Source organism: Mycobacterium sp. 663a-19, assembly GCF_035616495.1.
Classification (GTDB): Bacteria; Actinomycetota; Actinomycetes; order Mycobacteriales; family Mycobacteriaceae; genus Mycobacterium.
Map to the genome: position 1 here is coordinate 183592 of NZ_JAPJAV010000007.1, position 18045 is coordinate 201636.

Sequence of the window (18045 nt, forward strand, 5' to 3'; positions counted from 1 at the left end):
CTCACAGCACCGTGGGCTCGTGCCCCGTCACGTATGCCGCCGCGGCCTTGCGCCGGGTGCGGGCCAGCCACAGGCCGGACAAGATCGAATCGACCAGGCCCACAACGAACACGGCCACGAACACCCACACCAGGAAGCCGTAGGAGCTCTTGTGGCCGAAGGCAAGTCGCGGGTCGATGTATCCGTTGACCTTGCCGTCGGTGGTGATGTTGTAGGTGCCGGCCGCGGGGACCTGAGCCACCCACACCCGCACATGCGCGTCGTTGTTGACAGTCGTTGTGCTGCCGATGCTTTCGGTGACCGCCGGCTGGGCCACGCCGTCGGGCGGTGAGATCGTGACCCCCAGCGGCGGCACCGGCAGGCCGCCCCCGTTGGGGCGGCCGATCACCACGGTGTGCAGGCTGATGGTGACCTCACCGGCGGGCAGGTACAGGCTGCCCGACCCGGGGATCGCGACCTCGCCGTAGGCGTTGTACTTGTCCAGGACGAAGGCGTTGAGCATCAGCGAGACGATGAAGCCGACAACCGCCACGACCATCATCGCGATCGCGCCGGCCAGCGAAACCTTTGCCAGCCGCCTGCTGCTCATCAAGGCAGTGTGTCACCGGAGGGCGCGCGGTGCCAGCGAATGATCGCAACCCCCACGATCACGAACGCCGCCACCGGCACCCAGTCGCCCAGCCGTTGATACGGCGTGGCAGTCGACTCCAGCGGAACGCCGACGATCGTCACACCCCGGAAGCCCGACGGGCACCACGCCAGCCGGCGGCCCCGCGAGTCGAACGCCGAACTGTCCCCGGACAATCCGGCGTGCACGGCCGGGCGGCCGACCTCGACGGCGTGCACCGCGGGCTGGGCGGCCAGCTGCGACTGCGCCCAGCTGCCCTGGAACGACGAGGTGGAGCTCTGATACACCAGCAGCCCGGCACCCAGCTGCGCCTCGCGCCGGGCCAGGTCGGAGAAGGTCGCCTCGTAGCTGACCAACGGCCCGATGAGCACCGCTCCGACGGGCAGCACCACCGGTCCGGTCCCCCGCTGCCGGTCCTCGCCGGCGGCCTTGCTGTGCCGAGTGATCCAGCCGAAAAGCGGTCGCAGCGGGACGTATTCGCCGAACGGCACCAGCCGGGTCTTCCGGTAGCTGCCCAGCATTCCGCGGTCTCCGATCAGCACCGCGGACTTGGAGATCCCCCCGCCCGGGGCGGGCGCATCGACATTGACCAACAGATCCGCGCCCACCCGCCGGGACAGCTCGGCGAGCCGGGCCAGCACCTCGGGATGGCTGGCGAGGTCTTGTCCCACGCTGCTCTCGCCCCAGACCACCAGGTCGAGTCGCTGGCCGACGAGAGCAGCCGTCAGCGCCTCGCTGGCCGCCAGCCGGGCCCCGGAGTCGGCGATCTCGCCGGGCTGCACCAAGGCCACCCGCAGCGTCGGGCCGCCGGTCGGCGCGGGCCCCAGCAGGTACCACGCCGGGCCCAGCGCCGCACACGCCAGCGCGGTGGCCGACAAGGCGAGCCGGCCCAATGCCAAGGGGTGCACGATCATGCCGGCAATGGCGGTATTGCAAGCAGCCAGAAGGAAACTCGTCAGCCACACCCCGCCCAGCGACGCCGACGCCAGCGTGACGGGCTGGCTGGACTGCGACGCGCCCAGCGACGCCCACGGGCCACCCAGCCAGGGCACCGACCGCAGCGCCTCGGCCGCCACCCATGCGCTGGGCAGCACGGCCACCGCCGCAACCAGGCGGCCGGTGGAGACGGGCGCCGACAGCAGCCGATGCGCCAACCACCCCCACGGCGCCCACAACGCGCCGAGCCCCAAGGCCAGCGGCACCAGCAGCGGGCCGATGCTGGTCGCCAGCCAGTACTGGTTGACGAGCACGAACCCGCCAAGACCACACCCGGCCCGCACGGCCCCCTGAAACGGCGTCGGCGCCGCCCGCACTACCAACAGCAGTGGGACCACGCCCAACCAGGCCAGCCACCACCACGACGGCGCGGGAAAAGCGAGCGCGGGCAACGCACCGGCGACCACCGCGGCGGCCCAGCCGCGAACGCGCTGTCGGCACGGCGACACAAGGAGCACACTAGGACCGGGCTCATGACAAAGAAGAGCAAGGAGGGATACGCATGGCCAACGATCTCGTCGCCACCGTGCCGGACCTGTCGGGGAAGCTGGCGATCGTCACCGGGGCCAACAGCGGCCTGGGGTTCGGGCTGGCCAAGCGACTGTCCGCGGCCGGCGCCGACGTCGTCATGGCGATCCGCAACCGCGCCAAGGGGGAAAAGGCGATCGAAGAAATCCGCGCCACGGTTCCTGACGCCAAATTGACCATCAAACCGCTCGACCTGTCGTCGCTGGCCTCGGTCGCGGCGTTGGGCGAACAACTCAACGCCGAGGGCCGCCCGATTGACATCCTGATCAACAACGCCGGGGTGATGACGCCGCCGGAACGCGACACCACCGAGGACGGATTCGAATTGCAGTTCGGCAGCAACCATCTCGGGCACTTCGCGTTGACCGGCCACGTGTTGCCGCTGCTGCGCGCCGCCCAAAAACCCCGCGTCGTCTCGCTGAGCAGCCTCGCGGCCCGGCAAAGCGGCAAGATCCACTTCGACGACCTGCAGTTCGAAAAGTCGTACTCGGCGATGCCGGCCTACGGGCAGTCGAAGCTGGCGGTGTTGATGTTCGCCCGCGAGCTGGACAAGCGCAGCCGCGCGGGCGGCTGGGGCATCGTGTCCAACGCCGCCCACCCCGGCCTGACCAAGACCAATCTGCAGATCGCCGGCCCGTCGCATGGCCGCGAAAAGCCGGCGCTGATGGAGCGGTTGTACAAGCTGTCGTGGCGTTTCACGCCGTTCCTGTGGCAGGAGATCGACGAGGGGATCCTGCCCGCCCTGTACGCGGCGGCCGCGCCGCACGCCGAGGGCGGCGCGTTCTACGGGCCCCGCGGCTTCTACGAGCTGGCCGGCGGCGGCGTGGCGCCGGCCAAGGTGCCCGCCAACGCGAAAAACGACGACGACAGCCGACGACTGTGGGAGATTTCCGAACAACTCACCGGCGTCAGTTACCCCAAGCCGAACTGACAGCCGAACTGACAACTGCCACAGCACTTTTCGCCGGAGCGCGGCTCCGGCGCTGGTCACGCCGGAAAAATCGGGCCGCCGAGAGTTTCGGCACAGCGCCGCGGCGGGTAACCCCCACCGAAAGGGACGGTCGAGACTGCGACTCGGAAGGGGGAAGCCGAATGAGCGTGCAGGACGACAAAGGCGCTGATCAAGAAGGCGGTCAGCGGGTAACCGAGAAGCCGGAGCCCGACGAGAAAGACAAGAAGCAGGCCGCCGACATGATGACGGCCTACGAGGACCGGCCAACCCTGGTACTGCCGGGTACCGGCGGAACGGTCTCGGGCACGGCGGTCAACGACTGGCTCGACGACGCAGGCAACCCCAAAGCCGACGCGGAAGCCGGCGGAGGCCAGACCGGGAGCGACGACACCAAGCAAGAGCAGATCGACAAGGACAAGGCCTGGAACGAGGAGCTCAAGGAAGCCGCGAGAGAAGAGAACAAGGGCGAAAAGGGCTCAGCTAACCGCTGAGCTAGCCGCCCCGCGCGGCCCATAGCGCGGCCCCGACGGCCGCGGTCAGTTGCGGGCGCGGCGTCGTGACGACGGGGACCCGCAGGCGCCCAGACAGCGTGGTGGTGACCGACGGCATGTTCGCGCCGCCGCCCACCGAAACCACCGCGACCAGATCGCGAATCTTGTTGTCCGCCAACACCTCATCAAGCAGCGCCACAAAGTCGTTCAGTGGGTCGCGGATCGCGTCGTCGAGCTCGTCGCGGGTGAGGCGGACGTCGTCGCTCAGCGCAATCACGGTGCCCGACGAGAGTTGCTCCTTGGCGCTCCGGCAGGCCGCGCGCAGCCGGCTCAGCGCGCCGATCGTCGACCCGTCCGGAAAGTTGGCCATGGCGGCGGTCAGCATCGCCTGGTCGATCAGCTCGCCGGAGAAGTCGCGATGGCGCACCGTCGCGGCCAGCGGGTGGCCAGAAGCGGCGTCCATCAGCGTCACGCTGGTCCCGGTGCCCCCAAAATCGCACACCGCGACCGTCCCGCGTGCCGGTATCCCCGGGTTGGCCCGCACGGCGAACAGGGCTGCCGCGGCGTCGGGGACCATCGTCGGCGGCCGGCTCGCCCACTCGGCCACCCGGCTCAGCGCGGAGCCCAGCGCCTCCACCGGCCGAGACCCCCAGTGGGCGGGATGCGCCACCGCGGCGCTGTCGGGCAGGGTGCGCCCGCCGGTGGCGGCGTAGGCGAGCGCGCGCAACCCGTCGGCGGCCAGCGCCTCGCTGCGATGCGTCGAGCCATCGGCCGCCACGATCGGGGCCGGGTCGCCGACCCGGGCTATAAAGTCGGTGATCACCAGGCCCCGCTCGCTCAGCTCCGGGTTCTCCGACGGGACGCCGACCTCGGGCGGGCGCCGGCGATACAGCGTCAGGACGGGCCTGCGGGTGAGGCCGTTGTCGGCGATGACGGCCGCCAGGTTGGTGGCGCCGACCGACAAACCCAGCGCGGGGCCGGCTCCTTCGGACATCTATCCGATCACCGGATGTTCCCCGCGCCCGCGATCAGCGGAAGGTCCAGCGGGGTGACCCAGCCCGGCCGCAGGTCGTTGACCGCCGGGACGGCATTCAGCGCACGCATCCCGGTCGCCAGGCATCCGGCCGTCGCCGCGTCGCGGCCCGAGCCGTCGGTGAACCGGAACGCGGTCTCCTGGAAGATGCTCGGGGTCCCCTCGATGTCGACGCGGTAGACGTCGTTGTCGTGCCCGGTCGGCCAGTCGGGCGCGGCGTCGGGCCCGATGCGGTTGACGTGTTCGAGCTGGATGCGCGTCTCGCCCCGGTAGACCCCGTTGATGGTGAACCGGACGGCCGCGACGTGGCCGGGCTTGATGACACCCTTGATGGTGTTGCGTTCGGTCGGTGTCACCCACTTGTCCCAGGTGGTGGTGATCTCGTCGAGCATGATGCCGGCGGCGTGCGCGATCATCGGGACCGTCGCGCCCCACGCGAAGATCAGCATGTTGGAGTCTTCCAGCATCGGGCTGTATTCGGGCTCGCGGCCGATGCCCATCTCGACCTCGTAGTCGCCCTCGTAGTTGGTGTAGTCCAGCAGCTCCGAGGCCCGCACCCGGCGCACCTCGGAGCACAGGCCCATCAGCGTCATGGGGAACAGATCGTTGGCGAATCCGGGGTCGATGCCGGTGGTGAAGCAGGACGACTCGCCCAGCTCGCAGGCCTCGGTGATGGGAGCGATCCAGTTCGGCGGGTTGAGGTGCATCGTGGGCCAGACCCACGGCGTCATCGCCGTCGAGCACACGTCGATGCCGGCCCGCAGGAACCGGGTGATCAGCGAGATGTTGTCCTTGGCGTGCATCGCCGTTGGGCCGTAGTGCACCAGCGCGTCGGGTTTGAGCGCGATCAGGGCGTCGACATCGTCGGTGGCGAGGATGCCGACCTTTTCGGGCAGCCCGCAGATCTCGCCGACGTCGCGGCCGACCTTGTCCGGGTTGCTGACGCCGACGCCCACCAACTCGAACAGCGGGTGCTTGACGACCTCTGCGAGGACCATTTTTCCCACGAAGCCCGTGCCCCAAACAACTATTCGCTTCGAGCCGCGCTCCGACATCGCTCACCTTCCTGGTCACCGCCCCCGGTTCACCCTAGACCGGGCGATGTGGGTGGTGACACGATGACATCCATGACGAAGCATCTCAGCGGGCCCGCGGTCGCGTTCGCGATCGGGATCGGGATCGCCAACGCGTGTGGCGTGGCCAACGCCATCCCCCAGAATCCTCAGGTCCGCTACGAGGTGAGCGGCCCCGCCGTCGCCGAGAACATCTACTACCAAACCGACGCGGGCCAGCTGCACCAGCTGAATGCGCCGCTGCCGTGGTCGACGCAGTTCACCGCGTTCGGCGGGCAGGTGTTCGTCATCAGTGCACAGGGTCCGGCACCCCTGATCTGCAGGATCCTGCTGAACGGCACCGAGGTCACCCATGCGACGGCGACGACGGGCGCGCCCGCCAGAACCATCTGTACGCACTGACGACGGGCTAGGCTCGCCAGTGTCACCTCTTCAACGGCGAAGGAGGGCCTAGGTGAGCCTGAACACCGGTGTCAAAAAGGGCTTGGCGGCGCGACAGAACGGGACGCCACCGCCGGACATTCCGCTTGCCGACATTCACCTCGAGTCGCTCGACTTCTGGGCCCTCGACGACGACGTTCGCGACGGCACCTTCGCCACCCTGCGCCGGGAGGCCCCGATCTCGTTCTGGCCCGCGATCGAACTGCCCGGATTCCCGGCGGGCGAGGGGTATTGGGCGCTCACCAAGCTCGACGACGTCCACTTCGCCAGCCGGCATCCCGACATCTTCAGCTCCGCGCCCGGCATCACGATCAACGACCAGAACCCGGAGGTGGCCGAGTACTTCGGCTCGATGATCGTCCTCGACGACCCGCGGCATCAGCGGCTGCGTTCGATCGTCAGCCGGGCGTTCACCCCGAAGGTGGTGGCCCGCATCGAGGCCTCGGTGCGGGAGCGGGCGCACCGGCTGGTCACCTCGCTGATCGCCAACCATCCCGACGGCGAAGCCGATCTGGTGAGCGAGCTCGCCGGGCCGCTGCCGCTGCAGATCATCTGCGACATGATGGGCATTCCCGAGGAGGACCATCAGCGCGTATTCCATTGGACCAACGTGATTTTGGGTGTCGGCGACCCCGACCTGACGACCGATCCCGAGGAGTTCATCAAGGTTTCGATGGAGATCGGCGCCTACGCCAGCGCGTTGGCGGAGGATCGCCGGGTCAACCACGACCACCACGACCTGACGAGCAGCCTGGTCGAGGCCGAGGTCGACGGCGAGCGGCTGACGTCGTCCGAGATCGCGTCGTTCTTCATCCTGCTGGTGGTGGCCGGCAACGAAACGACGCGCAACGCGATCAGCCACGGCCTGTTGGCGCTGTCCCGCTATCCCGAGGAGCGGGAGAAGTGGTGGGCGGACTTCGACGGCCTGGCGCCCACCGCCGTCGAGGAGATCGTGCGGTGGGCGTCGCCGGTGGTCTACATGCGGCGCACGCTGACCCGCGACTTCGAGCTGAGCGGCACCAAGATGGCGGCCGGCGACAAGGTCGCGCTGTGGTACAACTCGGCCAACCGGGACGAGTCAAAGTTCGCCAACCCGTGGACATTCGACGTGGCGCGCGACCCCAACCCACATCTCGGCTTCGGCGGCGGCGGCGCCCACTTCTGCCTCGGCGCCAACCTGGCCCGCCGCGAGATCCGGGTCCTCTTCGACGAGTTGCGCCGCGAGATACCCGACATCGTCGCGACGGAGGAACCGGCGCGCCTGCTGTCGCAGTTCATTCACGGCATCAAGACGCTGCCGGTCGCCTGGACTCCGCCGGCCGGGTAATCCCGCGCCCCCTCGCGAGCAGACGCAAAAGCCCCCTTCCGCACGGCGTGTCGCGGGCTTTTGCGTCTGCTCGTCGCGCCATAGGCTCACCGGTGTGAGCATTCCCGCGTTTCCCGCGCCCGAGGTGCTGGCCGCCCGGCAGAAACTCGTGCTCGACCACTTCCACGACGAGGTCCGCCAGGCCTGGGACAACGTGCTGTCGACGTTCCCGCACCCGCGCTACGAGCTGATCCCGCAGATGGTCGTGCACGACGGCGACGAGGCGGTGCGCGGCTACTACAACTACACCCGCACCGCGTTCCCCGACCAGGACCACGAGATCATCGCGCTGCGGCACAGCGCCGACGCGGTGATCGTCGAGTTCTGGCTGAAGGGCACGCACCGCGGTTACCTGGGCAAGGTCCCGCCCACCGGCAGCCGGTTCCGGGTCCGCATGACGGCCTACTTCGTGTTCGACGACACGGAAACGCTTGTGTGCGAACGCATTTACTTCGACACGCTGACGATGATCAAGCAGCTGCTGGGCGGGCTGAACATGAAGAGGCCGTCGAACTGGCTACTGGCCGCGCGCTGCGCCCGCGGCCTGCTGTCGATGTCGTCCGGAAAGCCGGACCCGGAGCTGACTTCCGCGTAAACTGCGGCGATGCGGACGCCTAGCCTGCACGCGCTCTGCGGCCTGGCCGCTAGCGCATTGCTGGGCGCCTGCGCCACGATCAGCGCCGTCACCGCCGTGGCCGCCCCGGCGCCGCCCGACTCGCGCACCGAGAAGTGGATCGACCTGCAGGTCGGTGACTGCCTGGCGGACCTGCCGCCGGCCGACCTGAGCCGCGTGACGGTCACCGTGGTGGATTGCGCGACAGCGCATTTGGCCGAAGTGTTCCTGCGAGCTCCGCTGGCCGTCAACGCCGCGATCGCCAACATCGCCGGCAAAGACTGCGCGGCCGGTTTCGCCCCCTACACCGGGCAACCCGTTGACGGCAGCGCCTTTTCGATCACCTACCTCATCGACTCGAACCAAGACCGAACCGGCGCCACGCCCACCCCGAGCACCGTCATCTGCCTGCTGCAGGCCGCCAACGGTCAGCCCCTCACCCATTCAGCGCATCGCTGACGCGGCATCACGGTGTGCGACTGCAAATCCTGCAGGCGCTTTCCGGAATCGTTGTGACGTTGATGCGGCGCTCGGTCATTTCTTTTTGGAAGCGGCCGAGGATTCGCGGATCGTTGAGCCTGAAGTCTTGAAGCTCGTGGGCACCACGGAGCACTTCGATGTCCCGATCGCAGTCCCAGAGTGCCAACGCGTTGCCGCCGTTGTAGCCCGAGCGGTAGCGGATGCCGACGATCTTCGGCCCTGCCGGTTGGTCCTCATAGATGGCGCGTGCCCACTCCTGCGTCAACGACCGCTTTTCGTTGCCGTCGGCCAGCGCGGGCAAGGCGCCGATCGCCATTGCCGCACCCTTACCGGTGAGGTCGAACATCGCTAGTTGTGTTGTCGGTGCGACGATGCAGACGCGATAGTTGGGGCAGATGGCCGCGACACCGGTGGCGCCGAAGACTTCGCACGCCGAGGTAGCCAAGTCTTCACCAACGTAGAGGATTCGCCGATCGTCCGGGTCTGTGGCCGGCGGGTCCGCGGCGTAATGGTGGTCGAACCGATAAAGCGGGCCATATCGGCGAAACGTGATGCCGTCGGGCGTGTGGCCGCTGCGGTGGTAAACCCGACACCATTGCCAGCTGTCGGCACCGGGGTCCGGCGTCCATGACCAGACGTGGTCGGCGGCGGGAAGGGGCCGTTTCGGAGAGGAAAGCTGCCTTACCATCCCGCCGCGGTCAGCGCTCGCGCTGCTGTGATCACCGGCGCGCTGCCGTGAATGATCATCTCCTCGCGCGGTGTTCGTCCGTCAAAGTCTGGCTGTGCCCGCGTGATCCAATTGGAGAGGCCCACCGGCCCTCCGGGAAACGCGGCTTGAAGTGCATCCAGGTCCGGCAACACGCCGGAGGTGTTGTCTGGATCGAATTGCCAACGAGGCAAACGCCATTCGCGACCGACCTTGATGCCGATCAGCTTTCCCGACACCAACTTCGACGTGACGCTCTGGGCAGCGATTCCGAGCAGCTCGGCAGCCTCTTCTCTGCTTATGCTGTCCGCGGCAAGTCGGCGCCGTTGTGAAAACTGGTCATGGAGATCAGCGACGACAGCGCTGACAGCGGTCACAGAGTCGGGAGCGGGGCCCCAGAACCGTTCGTCGAGACCATCGTTGGGCTCCGCCGTCGCCGCGGCCGTCAGCCGCGCAATTTGGGACTCGTCGGCCTCGTTCACCAGCGCCTCCACCATGGCACGCAACCCTTTTTCGGAGGGCAGGGGCGTCTCCGGTTCGACAACGGTGGCGGCCAAGCCGTGGTCGCGCAAGGCCTGTTCCACCTGGTCAGGGCTGGTGGCATCCGCAGGCACGAGCACAATGTACTCGGCCACTCGAACCATCTCCTTCCATGGCGACCATACCTGTGTATGCAGGATACGCAGGTTATGAAGGTAGTGCAATGACGGCGCACCAGCGCCCTAGCAGCCCAGCCGCTCGGCGAGGTCGACGAAATCCGAAGCGTTGACGTCGAACTCGTCGGAGTAGGCGACGTCGGCCTCGCCGTCGGCCCCGAACTCGAAAGGCCGCGCCACGAACGCGGTGCGAAAACCGAGCCGGGCCGCCGCGCGGATGTCGTACTTGTGGCTCGCCACCATCATGATGTCCGCGGGTTCCAGGCCCAGATAGGTCGCGGCCATGCGATAGATCGCGGGGTCGGGCTTGAATACCCCGGCCATCTCGGCGGCAAAGATGGCGTCCCAGGGCAACCCGGCGCGCTTGGACATGTTGATCACCGCCGACACGTCGGCGTTCGACAGGGTGGCCAACGTGAACGCGCGCCGCAGCCGCGTCAGCCCCGGCACCACATCCGGCCACGGCGCCAGCCGCTGCCAGGCCAGCGTGAGCTCGTCGCGCTCGGCGTCCGAAAACCCGGTGATGCCACACTCGGCCAGGACGGTGTCCAACGCGTCGCGGTACACCGTGTGCACCGAAACCCATCCGCCGCGGCCACCCGACAAGGCCTCCAACCCGGCGAAGTAGCCTGCGCGCCAACGCCGCACCACGTCGGCCCAATCGACGCCCGGGTGCCGGCCGGCGCTGATCCGCCGGGCCTCGCCGCAGACGGTGGAATGAAAATCCGTCGCCGTGCCCTGCACGTCGAACAACAAAGCCTTTACCACGGGCCTCATCATGCAACGATGTGCCTCGTGGCCGACAACCCCGCCGCCGGCGAACAGGGCACTTCCGGCACCGGCGAGCCCGACTACCGGTTCACCTTCGCCAACGAGCGCACGTTTTTGGCCTGGCAGCGCACCGCGCTCGGCCTGCTCGCGGCGGCCGTCGCACTGGTGCAACTCGTTCCGGAGCTGGCGATCCCCGGGTCGCGCCGCCTGCTGGGTGTGGGTCTCGCGCTACTGGCAACCATCACCAGCGTGATGGGGCTGGTGCGCTGGCGGCAGGCAGACCGCGCGATGCGCCGCGGCGACCCGCTGCCGCGTCACCCCTCCCCGGTCTTCCTGGCGATCGGCCTCAGCCTGGTCGGGATCGTCGCGCTGGGCCTGGTCATCCTCAAGGCGGTCGCGGGTTGACCCGGCCCGGTGTTCCCGGGCCGAGCACCCTGCCGGCCGAACGGACCATCCTGGCGTGGACCCGGACGTCGTTCGCGTTTCTGGTCAACGGGGTGCTCCTGACGATCAAGGATTGGCACGGCACCAAAGAGCCGACGGAGGTTATCCCGGCCGCCCTGGCCGGCGCCGCGGCACTGGCCAGCTTCCTGATCACGTTGCGACGCCAGCGAATCCTGGGGCGCCGGCCGTTCCCGGAGCGCCTCACCGCCCGGGCGCCGGTCTACGTCGTCGGGGGCGCCGTGCTGGTGGTCATCGCCGTGACGGCGGTGACCCAGCTGGTGTAACACCCGTCAGCCGGTGGGCTTCGCGCTCAGGTACGCGGCGATCCCCTGGACGACGGCGGCGGCATAATTCGCGCGGCCGTCCGCGCTTTCCATCCGGACGGCCTCGCCCGCGTTCTTCATGTTGCCGAGCTCGACGAGGATCGCCGGGTATTCGGCCAGGTTCAGGCCGGCGAGGTCGGGCCGGCCGTACAGCCCGTCGGAACCGATGTAGTTGGCGGGCTGCAGGCCCGCCTGCACCAGCGCGTCGCGCATGGTGTGGGCCAGCTGCACCGCGGGCCCGGATTGAGCGGCGTTCAACGGCGGGCTGGAGTAGTTCACGTGGAATCCGCTGCCCGACGCGGGACCGCCGTCGGCGTGGATGCTGACGATCGCATCCGGGCGCATCGCGTTGGCCAGCGCGGCGCGTTCGTCGACGCACGGTCCGGCGGAGCTGTCGTTGGCCCGCGACAACTGGACGCGCACGCCCAGCTGGCTGAGTGAAGCACTGATCAGCTGGACCACGTCCCAGGTGAACGCGTGCTCCGGGTAGCCGTCGTCGGTCGCGGCACCCGATGTGTTGCACTGCTTGGTGCCGCCGCGGCCATTGGGCACTTGCCGGGTGGTCGACGCGTCGTTGACCGCGTTGTGGCCCGGGTCGAGGAAGACGGCCGAACCGGAGAGGCCCGCCGTCGCGGCCGGGGCGCCCAGCGTCGCGACACCGAGCGCTACCGGCGCGACGCCGGCGTACCTCAACAGGTCACGCCGGGACACGGCTCGCGGTTCGCCCATCGCGCGATGCTAACAATCGGGCGGCGATCGCCCACGGCTGAGCCACCTCACCTGATCACCGCCCGGGCTCGCCCTGGACTTGCTCATGCCCGGAACGTACTCGGCCCCACCGACATCGATGGCCGGCAACGGGTTTGGCCATGGGCCGCAGCAAACCTGACGGTCCGCGGACCCCGCGAGCGGGACACGCCGCGCGGCTTGCGAAGCAACTCGGATTTATGAGGGAATAATTATGAACTGCTCTGGAAATTCTTAGGTTTGGGGGACGCTGGAATGGGCAAATATTGCGGCATGATCGCCGGTAACATCACTCGCTTCGTTGCTCCAGCACTACTCGCCGCCGCGGGCCTCAGCGGTTCCGTGGTGTCTGCCCCTGCCCCAATCGCTTCCGCCCAGGCGTGCCCGGACGTGGAGGTGTTGTTCGCGCGGGGAACCGGTGAGGACCCCGGCGTGGGCCCCACCGGACAGGCATTCGTCGACGATCTGCGCGGGCGCATCGCCCCGAAGTCGATGGCCGTCTACCCCGTCAACTACCCCGCCAGCCAGGAATGGGAGACCGGCCTCGACGGCATTCGAGACGCCGGCACCCACGTCCAGTCCACGGCGGCAACCTGCCCGAACACCAAAATGGTGCTCAGCGGCTACTCCCAGGGAGCGGCCGTGATGGGCTTCGTCACCTCCGCGGCGGTGCCCGACGGCGTCGACCCGGCGACCGTGCCGAAGCCGCTGTCGCCCGACGTCGCCAACCACGTCGCCGCCGTCGTGTTGTTCGGCATGCCGAACGTGCGGGCGATGAACTTCCTCGGCGAGCCGCCCGTCGTCATCGGCCCCACCTATGCGTCCAAGACCATCAAGGTCTGCGCCCCCGAAGACCCGGTGTGCTCTGACGGCATGAACTTCGCCGCGCACGACGTGTACGCCAACGACGGCAGCATCGTCGACCAGGGAGCGGCGTTCGCCGCCGGCCGTGTCAACGGAGCCTCCGGCGGGCCCGCGAGTGTGGTGGGCGCCCCGCGCAGCGGGTTCGGAGGCTAAACCCCACGTCAGCCCGCGCTGACCGTACAAAATAGTATGTTACGGTCGACGGCATGTCCGACGGCCGTCCGCTGCACGGCATCACCGACGAATTCGTCGCGCGGCTGGCCGAGCGCGCCGACGAGGCCGAGCGGCTGCGCCGCCTGCCGTCGGAGACCGTCGCCGAGTTCAAGCGGACCGACCTGATTCGGCTGCTGCTCCCGGCCCGCTTCGGCGGGATGCAGGCGTCGTTTCCCGAACTGCTGGAACCGATTCGGCGGATGGCGCACGGCTGCGCGTCGAGCGCATGGACCCTGGGTTTCTATGCGCTGCACAACTGGATGCTGTCGCTGTTCGAGCCGCGGCTGCAGGAGGAGGTGTTCGCCTCGGGACCGGTCCTGGCGCCGGCTCCCCTGGCCCCGACCGGCCGCGGCAGCGCCGTCGACGGCGGGGTGCGCCTGACGGGCAGGTGGTCGTGGGCGACCGGCGCGATGGACGCGGATTGGGTGATCGTCGGGGCGCTGCTCGAGCGGCCGGACGGCATCATCCCGGCGCTCGTCGTGATGCCCGCCGGCGAGATCGACGTCGCCGACGTGTGGCACACCGCGGGCATGCGGGGCACCGGTTCCCACGACCTCGTCGCCACCGACATCTTCGTGCCCGAGCATCGCATCGCCGCGGTCTCCGACATCTACGGCGGGACGGCGCCGGGCGCGCGGTTTCACGGCGCGGCGACCTACCGCTGGCCGCTGGTCCCGGCCCTCGCGCTGACGGCGGCGATGCCGATCCTCGGGGCCGCCGAACGGGTGGCCGGGCTGTTCGCCGAACGGCTCGGGAGCCGGGTGCTGGCGTACAGCGGAGTCGCGCAAAAGGATCAGCCCGCCGCCCAGATCAGGCTCGCGGACGCCAACGTGCGGCTGCGCGCGCTGCGGGCGCTCGTCGCCGACACCGCCGCGGAGATCGAGCGCATCGTCGAAAGCGGCGAACGGGTCCGGCGATCGACGCGCGCCCACGCGCGGCTGGCCGCGGCCTACACCGTGCACGAATCCCGGTCCGTCATCGCCGATCTCATGGAGGCCTCCGGGGCCAGCGCCCACTTCCTGGATAACCCGTTGCAGCGCGCCAAGCGCGACGTCGACATCGCGGCCGGCCACGTCGTCTTCGACTACGACGTCGGCCGAGAGTTGGCCGGGGCGTTGGCGATTGGCGCGCACATCTCGCCGATCGCGATGATCTGATCTACGTCGGGTCGGCGAGCTTTCTCCGCGACTGCTGCAACTGGGCGGCATGCAGGATCAGGCCCGCGGTCAGGAACGCGGGCTTGTTGCGGTCGCCGGGTTCGATGGGCAGGTCCGCCGCGCGGCGCATCACCATCAGGGCGAGCCCGCTATACGTCCCGTACGGGACGATCAACAGGTTGGCGCACGCGTCGGCGCCGTTGACCGTCATCACGTGCTGGCGCTTTTGCTCCCACCCTTGACAGTTGAAATCGGGCGGCCGTTGCAGCGGCGGCCAGTTGACGTTGATCGAGACGATCTCGCCGAGCAACGGGGTCAGGACCGCGACGAGGTTGGGCAATTCGTTGGTGATGCGGTCCGCCCACGGCCACCATGCGCCGTCGATGTCGCGGCCCAGATCGGACGCCACCGAAAGCCGGATGGGGTTGGCCCGGCGCCGGGCCCTGATCGGATACGTCACCTCAGTGCCGCCACTTATCTGGACGATCCACGGGATGTTCCTTCACGGTCGGCATCGACAGCCCCGCAGGCGCGGGGCGACGGAGGAATCACATTGCCCGTGGGTGTCATCCGCCCGGACGACGGCAGACCACCGCTGACAACGAAACGGCTCACCTTCGACGCTACGCCACCAGCGTCAGCGACCGTCCGCCGGATCGGCGAGCATGAGGTCGAGGAACCGCTCGCGTTGCGCAACCGACTGCGCCTGCTCGGCCGAACCGGCGATGTGCAGCAGCCCGATTCCGGCCGCGAAGGTCAACTCCGCGCGCAGCCGGGCGTCGTCGGGATTGAAGCCGTAGTCGGCGTAGGCCTTTGCGACCGAGTTCACCAGCCGCCGGTCGGCCGCGCGGATGTTGGCGGCGGCGACGGGGTCCGAGCGCGCCCATTCGCGCATCGCGCGCTCCAGCATCCAATGCTGCGGACTGACCAACGCAATCATCATGCGGGACAGCCGTTCCCGCGGCGGCAGGGCGTCGAGCTCGGCCAGCGATTGGCGGTCGCGTTCCAGAAACGTGTTCCAGGATTCGACGAGCGCGGCCCGGTAGCCGTCCATGTCCTCGAAGTGCCAGTAGAAGCTGCCGCGGGTGACGCCGAGCTGCTGGCAAAGCCGTTCGACCTTGAGCGCGCGCACCCCCTGCTCGGCGAGCAACGCGTAGCCGGCCTGCAGCCAGTCCTGGACCGACAGGCGGGTCGACGGGGGTTTCCCCGTTTTCCGTGCAGCCACACCGTGAAGGTTACGGGTGGGTTGGGCCGTCCTGCTGCTCAGCGTCCTGCTGCTCACCGTCCTGCTGCTCGGCGTCGGCCACGGTCAGCGGCAGCGCCAGCTCTTCGAGCGGGCGTCGCTCCGCCGCGACGCCCAGCCACAGCTCGACCAGGCCGGCCGCCGCCATCACGATCGCCCCGATCAGGAAGGACCACACCACCTGGCCGCGCTCTCCGGAGTTGATCAGCTGGCCGAACAGCAGCGGCCCGGTGATGCCGCCGATCGCGGTGCCGACCGCGTAGAAGAACGCGATGGCCAGCGCCCGGGTTTCCATCGGGAAGATCTCGCTGACCGTCAGGTAGGCCGCGCTCGCGCCCGCCGATGCCAGGAAGAACGCGACGGCAAGCACCGCGATGAAGGTCCACGCGCCGCCGGTCTCGGTCACGAACAGCACCCCGAGGACGACGGCCACGGCCGCCGAGCCGACGTAGGACAGCGTGATCATCGTCTTGCGGCCGACGGTGTCGAAGAGGTGCCCCAGCAGCAGCGGGCCGAGGAAGTTGCTCAGCGCCCACAGGATGAAGAAGATCGGCACCGTCCCGGACGCGACGCCGTAGAACCCGCTCAGCAGCGTGCCCAGGTTGAAGGTCACGCCGTTATAGAGGAAGGCCTGCCCGATGAACAGGGCCAGCCCGAGGAACGCGCGGCGCGGGTAGAGCTTGAAGGCCACCCGGGCGATCTCGACGAACGAAATCGTCTCGCGCTGGCGGACGGTTAGCGGGCGTCCCTGCGGCTCGGGCAGCGGTTCGCCGGTGTGTTGTTGAACTTCTGCCTCGATCTCGCCGACGACTCGTTCGGCCTCCTGGTCGCGGCCGTGGATGAACAGCCACCGCGGGCTTTCGGGAACGTTGCGCCGCACCAGCAGGACGAAGATGCCGAAGATGGCGCCGATGCCGAAGGCGAGCCGCCAGCCGACGTTAGCCGGGAAGTTCGACGTGTTCAGCAGGACCAGCGCACCGGCCGCGCCCGCCGCAGAGCCCAGCCAGTAGGTGCCGTTGATGATCAGGTCCACACGGCCGCGCACCCGGGCGGGGATCAGCTCGTCGATCGCCGAGTTGATGGCCGCGTATTCGCCGCCGATGCCGGCACCGGTGAAGAAGCGCGCGACGAAGAAGTACCAGGGCGCGAAGGCGAACGCGGTCGCGACGGTGGCGGTGAGGTAGACGACGAGGGTCAGCACGAACAGGTTGCGCCGCCCGAAGCGGTCGGTCAGGTGGCCGAAGAACAGCGCGCCCAGGCATGCCCCGGTGATGTAGATGGCGGCGGCGACGCCGATCTGCGCGGGGTCGAGCGCGATGCCGCTGCCCTTTTCGGTGAGGCGGGCCGACACGTTGCCGACCATCGTGACCTCGAGCCCGTCCAGGATCCACACGCCGCCCAGCCCGACGACGACGCGCCAGTGGAATCGCGACCAGGGCAGCCGGTCCAGCCGCGCGGGCACCTGGGTGGTGATGGTTCCGGTCTGCACGCTGTCGCTCATCGCTACCCCCATTACCCGCCCCGGCGTGATCGCAAGCCTGTGCTCGCGCGTCCTCAACCCTGGTGGATGGTATTGGAGTAGCCCGAGTCGGCGATCTTCGGCTTGCCCGAGTGATAGGTGACGTCGTTGTTGTAGCCGGAGACGTTGATGGCGTCGGCGCTGTCGATGATGACCTTGTTGTCGTAACTGGTGATGGTGAGGCTGGCGGCGTGGCCGGTGACGTTGACGACGAGCCCGTAGCTGGACAGCGTGAGCTTGCACTTGTTGCACGCCCGGTCGGTGACCGTGTTGCCGTACCCGGTCGCCTCGAGGGTGTCGACGTTGTCGACGGTGATGTTGTTGTTGTAACCGCCCGCCGTCAGGCTGACGCAGTGGCCGGTGACGGAATACGTGCTGCCGTAGCCGTAGAGCGTCAGGGTGCCGTCGTTGCAGGCGATCGTCTTCGTCTCCATGTTGCCGCCGACCCTGATCTCACCCCCTTGGGGCACCGCGGTGGGACGGTTGCTGGGCGTCGCCCGGGGACCGGGCCCGGCGGTCGGTCGGTTGTTCGCGGCCAAACTTCCCACGATCGCCATAACGGCTGCGCCGATCGACACGAACAGCACCACCAGCATGAGGATGCGGAACGACGGGCCCGTGCGTCGCGGCGGCGTGGGGCTCGGGTAGTAGTACGACGAATCCGGCGGCGGTGGGGCGCTACCCGTGTACGGCGCTCCGGGGGCGGGCCGCGTTGTGTCGGCAAGCCCGCGTTCCAATTCGCGGATCCGCTTTTCGGGATCGTCGTCTTGCATTTGCCAAATGTGCCACACGCATCAGTCA

Annotated in this window: 21 protein-coding genes and 1 pseudogene; 10 read left to right on the plus strand and 12 right to left on the minus strand. The window is 68.7% G+C overall.

The features are described from left to right. Position 1 precedes the first annotated feature (1 nt). Both OQ968_RS14550 and lnt read right to left on the minus strand, forming a co-directional pair. Positions 2–589 (minus strand): SHOCT domain-containing protein, encoded by a 588-nt coding sequence (locus OQ968_RS14550; protein WP_324678956.1) that lies wholly within the window; start codon positions 587–589, stop codon positions 2–4. Continuing rightward, positions 589–2031: an apolipoprotein N-acyltransferase gene (lnt, locus tag OQ968_RS14555; RefSeq protein WP_324679236.1), complete on the minus strand. Its 1443-nt coding sequence runs from the start codon at positions 2029–2031 to the stop codon at positions 589–591. The genes OQ968_RS14550 and lnt overlap by 1 nt, the downstream gene beginning before the upstream one ends. Before the next feature lie 95 nt (positions 2032–2126). Between lnt and OQ968_RS14560 the strand changes: the two genes are divergently transcribed. Together OQ968_RS14560 and OQ968_RS14565 are read left to right on the plus strand one after the other, a co-directional pair. Beyond that, the gene (locus tag OQ968_RS14560) at positions 2127–3083 is read left to right on the plus strand and encodes an SDR family oxidoreductase (RefSeq protein ID WP_324678958.1); all 957 of its coding nucleotides are present in this window, start codon (positions 2127–2129) and stop codon (positions 3081–3083) included. A 161-nt stretch (positions 3084–3244) separates the two neighbouring features. Beyond that, on the plus strand, positions 3245–3595 hold the full coding sequence (locus tag OQ968_RS14565) for a hypothetical protein (RefSeq protein WP_324678960.1): 351 nt from the start codon (positions 3245–3247) through the stop codon (positions 3593–3595). Positions 3596–3605: 10 nt separating this feature from the next. Here the strand turns inward: OQ968_RS14565 and OQ968_RS14570 are convergent. After that, positions 3606–4589: pseudogene (locus OQ968_RS14570) on the minus strand (Hsp70 family protein); the annotation flags it as partial. Between the two features lie 8 nt (positions 4590–4597). Further along, entirely contained in the window at positions 4598–5683 is a 1086-nt protein-coding gene (locus tag OQ968_RS14575) for a dihydrodipicolinate reductase (RefSeq protein ID WP_324678962.1), read from the minus strand. A 72-nt stretch (positions 5684–5755) separates the two neighbouring features. On the opposite strand from OQ968_RS14575, the gene OQ968_RS14580 reads away from it, so the two are divergent. From OQ968_RS14580 to OQ968_RS14595, 4 genes are all read left to right on the plus strand, one after another. Beyond that, on the plus strand, positions 5756–6103 hold the full coding sequence (locus OQ968_RS14580) for an MmpS family transport accessory protein (protein ID WP_324678964.1): 348 nt from the start codon (positions 5756–5758) through the stop codon (positions 6101–6103). A 52-nt stretch (positions 6104–6155) separates the two neighbouring features. Then, the gene (locus tag OQ968_RS14585) at positions 6156–7469 is read left to right on the plus strand and encodes a cytochrome P450 (protein ID WP_324678966.1); all 1314 of its coding nucleotides are present in this window, start codon (positions 6156–6158) and stop codon (positions 7467–7469) included. 94 nt (positions 7470–7563) lie between these two features. After that, positions 7564–8103, plus strand: coding sequence for an ester cyclase (locus tag OQ968_RS14590; protein ID WP_324678967.1), 540 nt, complete (start codon positions 7564–7566; stop codon positions 8101–8103). A 9-nt stretch (positions 8104–8112) separates the two neighbouring features. Beyond that, positions 8113–8580, plus strand: a complete 468-nt coding sequence (locus OQ968_RS14595) for a hypothetical protein (protein WP_324678969.1) — start codon at positions 8113–8115, stop codon at positions 8578–8580. 7 nt (positions 8581–8587) lie between these two features. Here OQ968_RS14595 and OQ968_RS14600 read toward each other — a convergent pair whose 3' ends face one another. The 3 genes from OQ968_RS14600 to OQ968_RS14610 form a co-directional block, all read right to left on the minus strand. Beyond that, the gene (locus OQ968_RS14600) at positions 8588–9289 is read right to left on the minus strand and encodes an RES family NAD+ phosphorylase (RefSeq protein ID WP_324678971.1); all 702 of its coding nucleotides are present in this window, start codon (positions 9287–9289) and stop codon (positions 8588–8590) included. Continuing rightward, on the minus strand, positions 9283–9942 hold the full coding sequence (locus OQ968_RS14605) for a helix-turn-helix domain-containing protein (RefSeq protein ID WP_324678974.1): 660 nt from the start codon (positions 9940–9942) through the stop codon (positions 9283–9285). Before OQ968_RS14605 ends, OQ968_RS14600 begins: the two co-directional genes overlap by 7 nt. An 87-nt stretch (positions 9943–10029) precedes the next feature. Next, a complete protein-coding gene (locus OQ968_RS14610; protein WP_324678976.1) occupies positions 10030–10743 on the minus strand; it encodes a haloacid dehalogenase type II in 714 nt (237 codons plus the stop codon). Positions 10744–10749: 6 nt separating this feature from the next. On the opposite strand from OQ968_RS14610, the gene OQ968_RS14615 reads away from it, so the two are divergent. Together OQ968_RS14615 and OQ968_RS14620 are read left to right on the plus strand one after the other, a co-directional pair. Then, positions 10750–11139, plus strand: a complete 390-nt coding sequence (locus OQ968_RS14615) for a YidH family protein (protein WP_324678978.1) — start codon at positions 10750–10752, stop codon at positions 11137–11139. Further along, positions 11136–11462 (plus strand): DUF202 domain-containing protein, encoded by a 327-nt coding sequence (locus tag OQ968_RS14620; protein WP_324678980.1) that lies wholly within the window; start codon positions 11136–11138, stop codon positions 11460–11462. The genes OQ968_RS14615 and OQ968_RS14620 overlap by 4 nt, the downstream gene beginning before the upstream one ends. A gap of 6 nt (positions 11463–11468) precedes the next feature. On the opposite strand, the gene OQ968_RS14625 is transcribed toward OQ968_RS14620, so the two are convergent. Continuing rightward, a complete protein-coding gene (locus tag OQ968_RS14625) occupies positions 11469–12230 on the minus strand; it encodes an Rv3717 family N-acetylmuramoyl-L-alanine amidase (RefSeq protein ID WP_324678982.1) in 762 nt (253 codons plus the stop codon). A 273-nt stretch (positions 12231–12503) separates the two neighbouring features. On the opposite strand from OQ968_RS14625, the gene OQ968_RS14630 reads away from it, so the two are divergent. Next, entirely contained in the window at positions 12504–13265 is a 762-nt protein-coding gene (locus OQ968_RS14630) for a cutinase family protein (protein WP_324678984.1), read from the plus strand. Positions 13266–13318: 53 nt separating this feature from the next. Beyond that, positions 13319–14482 (plus strand): acyl-CoA dehydrogenase, encoded by a 1164-nt coding sequence (locus OQ968_RS14635; RefSeq protein WP_324678987.1) that lies wholly within the window; start codon positions 13319–13321, stop codon positions 14480–14482. A gap of 1 nt (position 14483) precedes the next feature. On the opposite strand, the gene OQ968_RS14640 is transcribed toward OQ968_RS14635, so the two are convergent. From OQ968_RS14640 to OQ968_RS14655, 4 genes are all read right to left on the minus strand, one after another. Further along, a complete protein-coding gene (locus tag OQ968_RS14640) occupies positions 14484–14942 on the minus strand; it encodes a DUF5994 family protein (RefSeq protein WP_324678989.1) in 459 nt (152 codons plus the stop codon). A 177-nt stretch (positions 14943–15119) separates the two neighbouring features. Beyond that, entirely contained in the window at positions 15120–15668 is a 549-nt protein-coding gene (locus tag OQ968_RS14645; RefSeq protein WP_324679238.1) for a TetR/AcrR family transcriptional regulator, read from the minus strand. Between the two features lie 49 nt (positions 15669–15717). Next, positions 15718–17226: an MFS transporter gene (locus tag OQ968_RS14650; RefSeq protein WP_324678991.1), complete on the minus strand. Its 1509-nt coding sequence runs from the start codon at positions 17224–17226 to the stop codon at positions 15718–15720. Positions 17227–17279: 53 nt separating this feature from the next. Continuing rightward, a complete protein-coding gene (locus tag OQ968_RS14655; RefSeq protein WP_324678993.1) occupies positions 17280–18017 on the minus strand; it encodes a DUF3060 domain-containing protein in 738 nt (245 codons plus the stop codon). Positions 18018–18045 lie beyond the last annotated feature (28 nt).

What these genes read in the sequence shown, in the direction of transcription:
- OQ968_RS14655 (WP_324678993.1), bottom strand. Translation starts at nt 18,017, where the DNA reads ATGCAAGACGACGATCCCGAAAAGCGGATCCGCGAATTGGAACGCGGG.
- OQ968_RS14625 (WP_324678982.1), bottom strand. Translation starts at nt 12,230, where the DNA reads ATGGGCGAACCGCGAGCCGTGTCCCGGCGTGACCTGTTGAGGTACGCC.
- OQ968_RS14595 (WP_324678969.1), top strand. Translation starts at nt 8,113, where the DNA reads ATGCGGACGCCTAGCCTGCACGCGCTCTGCGGCCTGGCCGCTAGCGCA.
- OQ968_RS14550 (WP_324678956.1), bottom strand. Translation starts at nt 589, where the DNA reads ATGAGCAGCAGGCGGCTGGCAAAGGTTTCGCTGGCCGGCGCGATCGCG.
- OQ968_RS14630 (WP_324678984.1), top strand. Translation starts at nt 12,504, where the DNA reads ATGGGCAAATATTGCGGCATGATCGCCGGTAACATCACTCGCTTCGTT.
- OQ968_RS14580 (WP_324678964.1), top strand. Translation starts at nt 5,756, where the DNA reads ATGACGAAGCATCTCAGCGGGCCCGCGGTCGCGTTCGCGATCGGGATC.
- OQ968_RS14575 (WP_324678962.1), bottom strand. Translation starts at nt 5,683, where the DNA reads ATGTCGGAGCGCGGCTCGAAGCGAATAGTTGTTTGGGGCACGGGCTTC.
- OQ968_RS14565 (WP_324678960.1), top strand. Translation starts at nt 3,245, where the DNA reads ATGAGCGTGCAGGACGACAAAGGCGCTGATCAAGAAGGCGGTCAGCGG.
- OQ968_RS14610 (WP_324678976.1), bottom strand. Translation starts at nt 10,743, where the DNA reads ATGATGAGGCCCGTGGTAAAGGCTTTGTTGTTCGACGTGCAGGGCACG.
- OQ968_RS14635 (WP_324678987.1), top strand. Translation starts at nt 13,319, where the DNA reads ATGTCCGACGGCCGTCCGCTGCACGGCATCACCGACGAATTCGTCGCG.
- OQ968_RS14650 (WP_324678991.1), bottom strand. Translation starts at nt 17,226, where the DNA reads ATGAGCGACAGCGTGCAGACCGGAACCATCACCACCCAGGTGCCCGCG.
- OQ968_RS14560 (WP_324678958.1), top strand. Translation starts at nt 2,127, where the DNA reads ATGGCCAACGATCTCGTCGCCACCGTGCCGGACCTGTCGGGGAAGCTG.
- OQ968_RS14600 (WP_324678971.1), bottom strand. Translation starts at nt 9,289, where the DNA reads ATGGTAAGGCAGCTTTCCTCTCCGAAACGGCCCCTTCCCGCCGCCGAC.
- OQ968_RS14615 (WP_324678978.1), top strand. Translation starts at nt 10,750, where the DNA reads ATGTGCCTCGTGGCCGACAACCCCGCCGCCGGCGAACAGGGCACTTCC.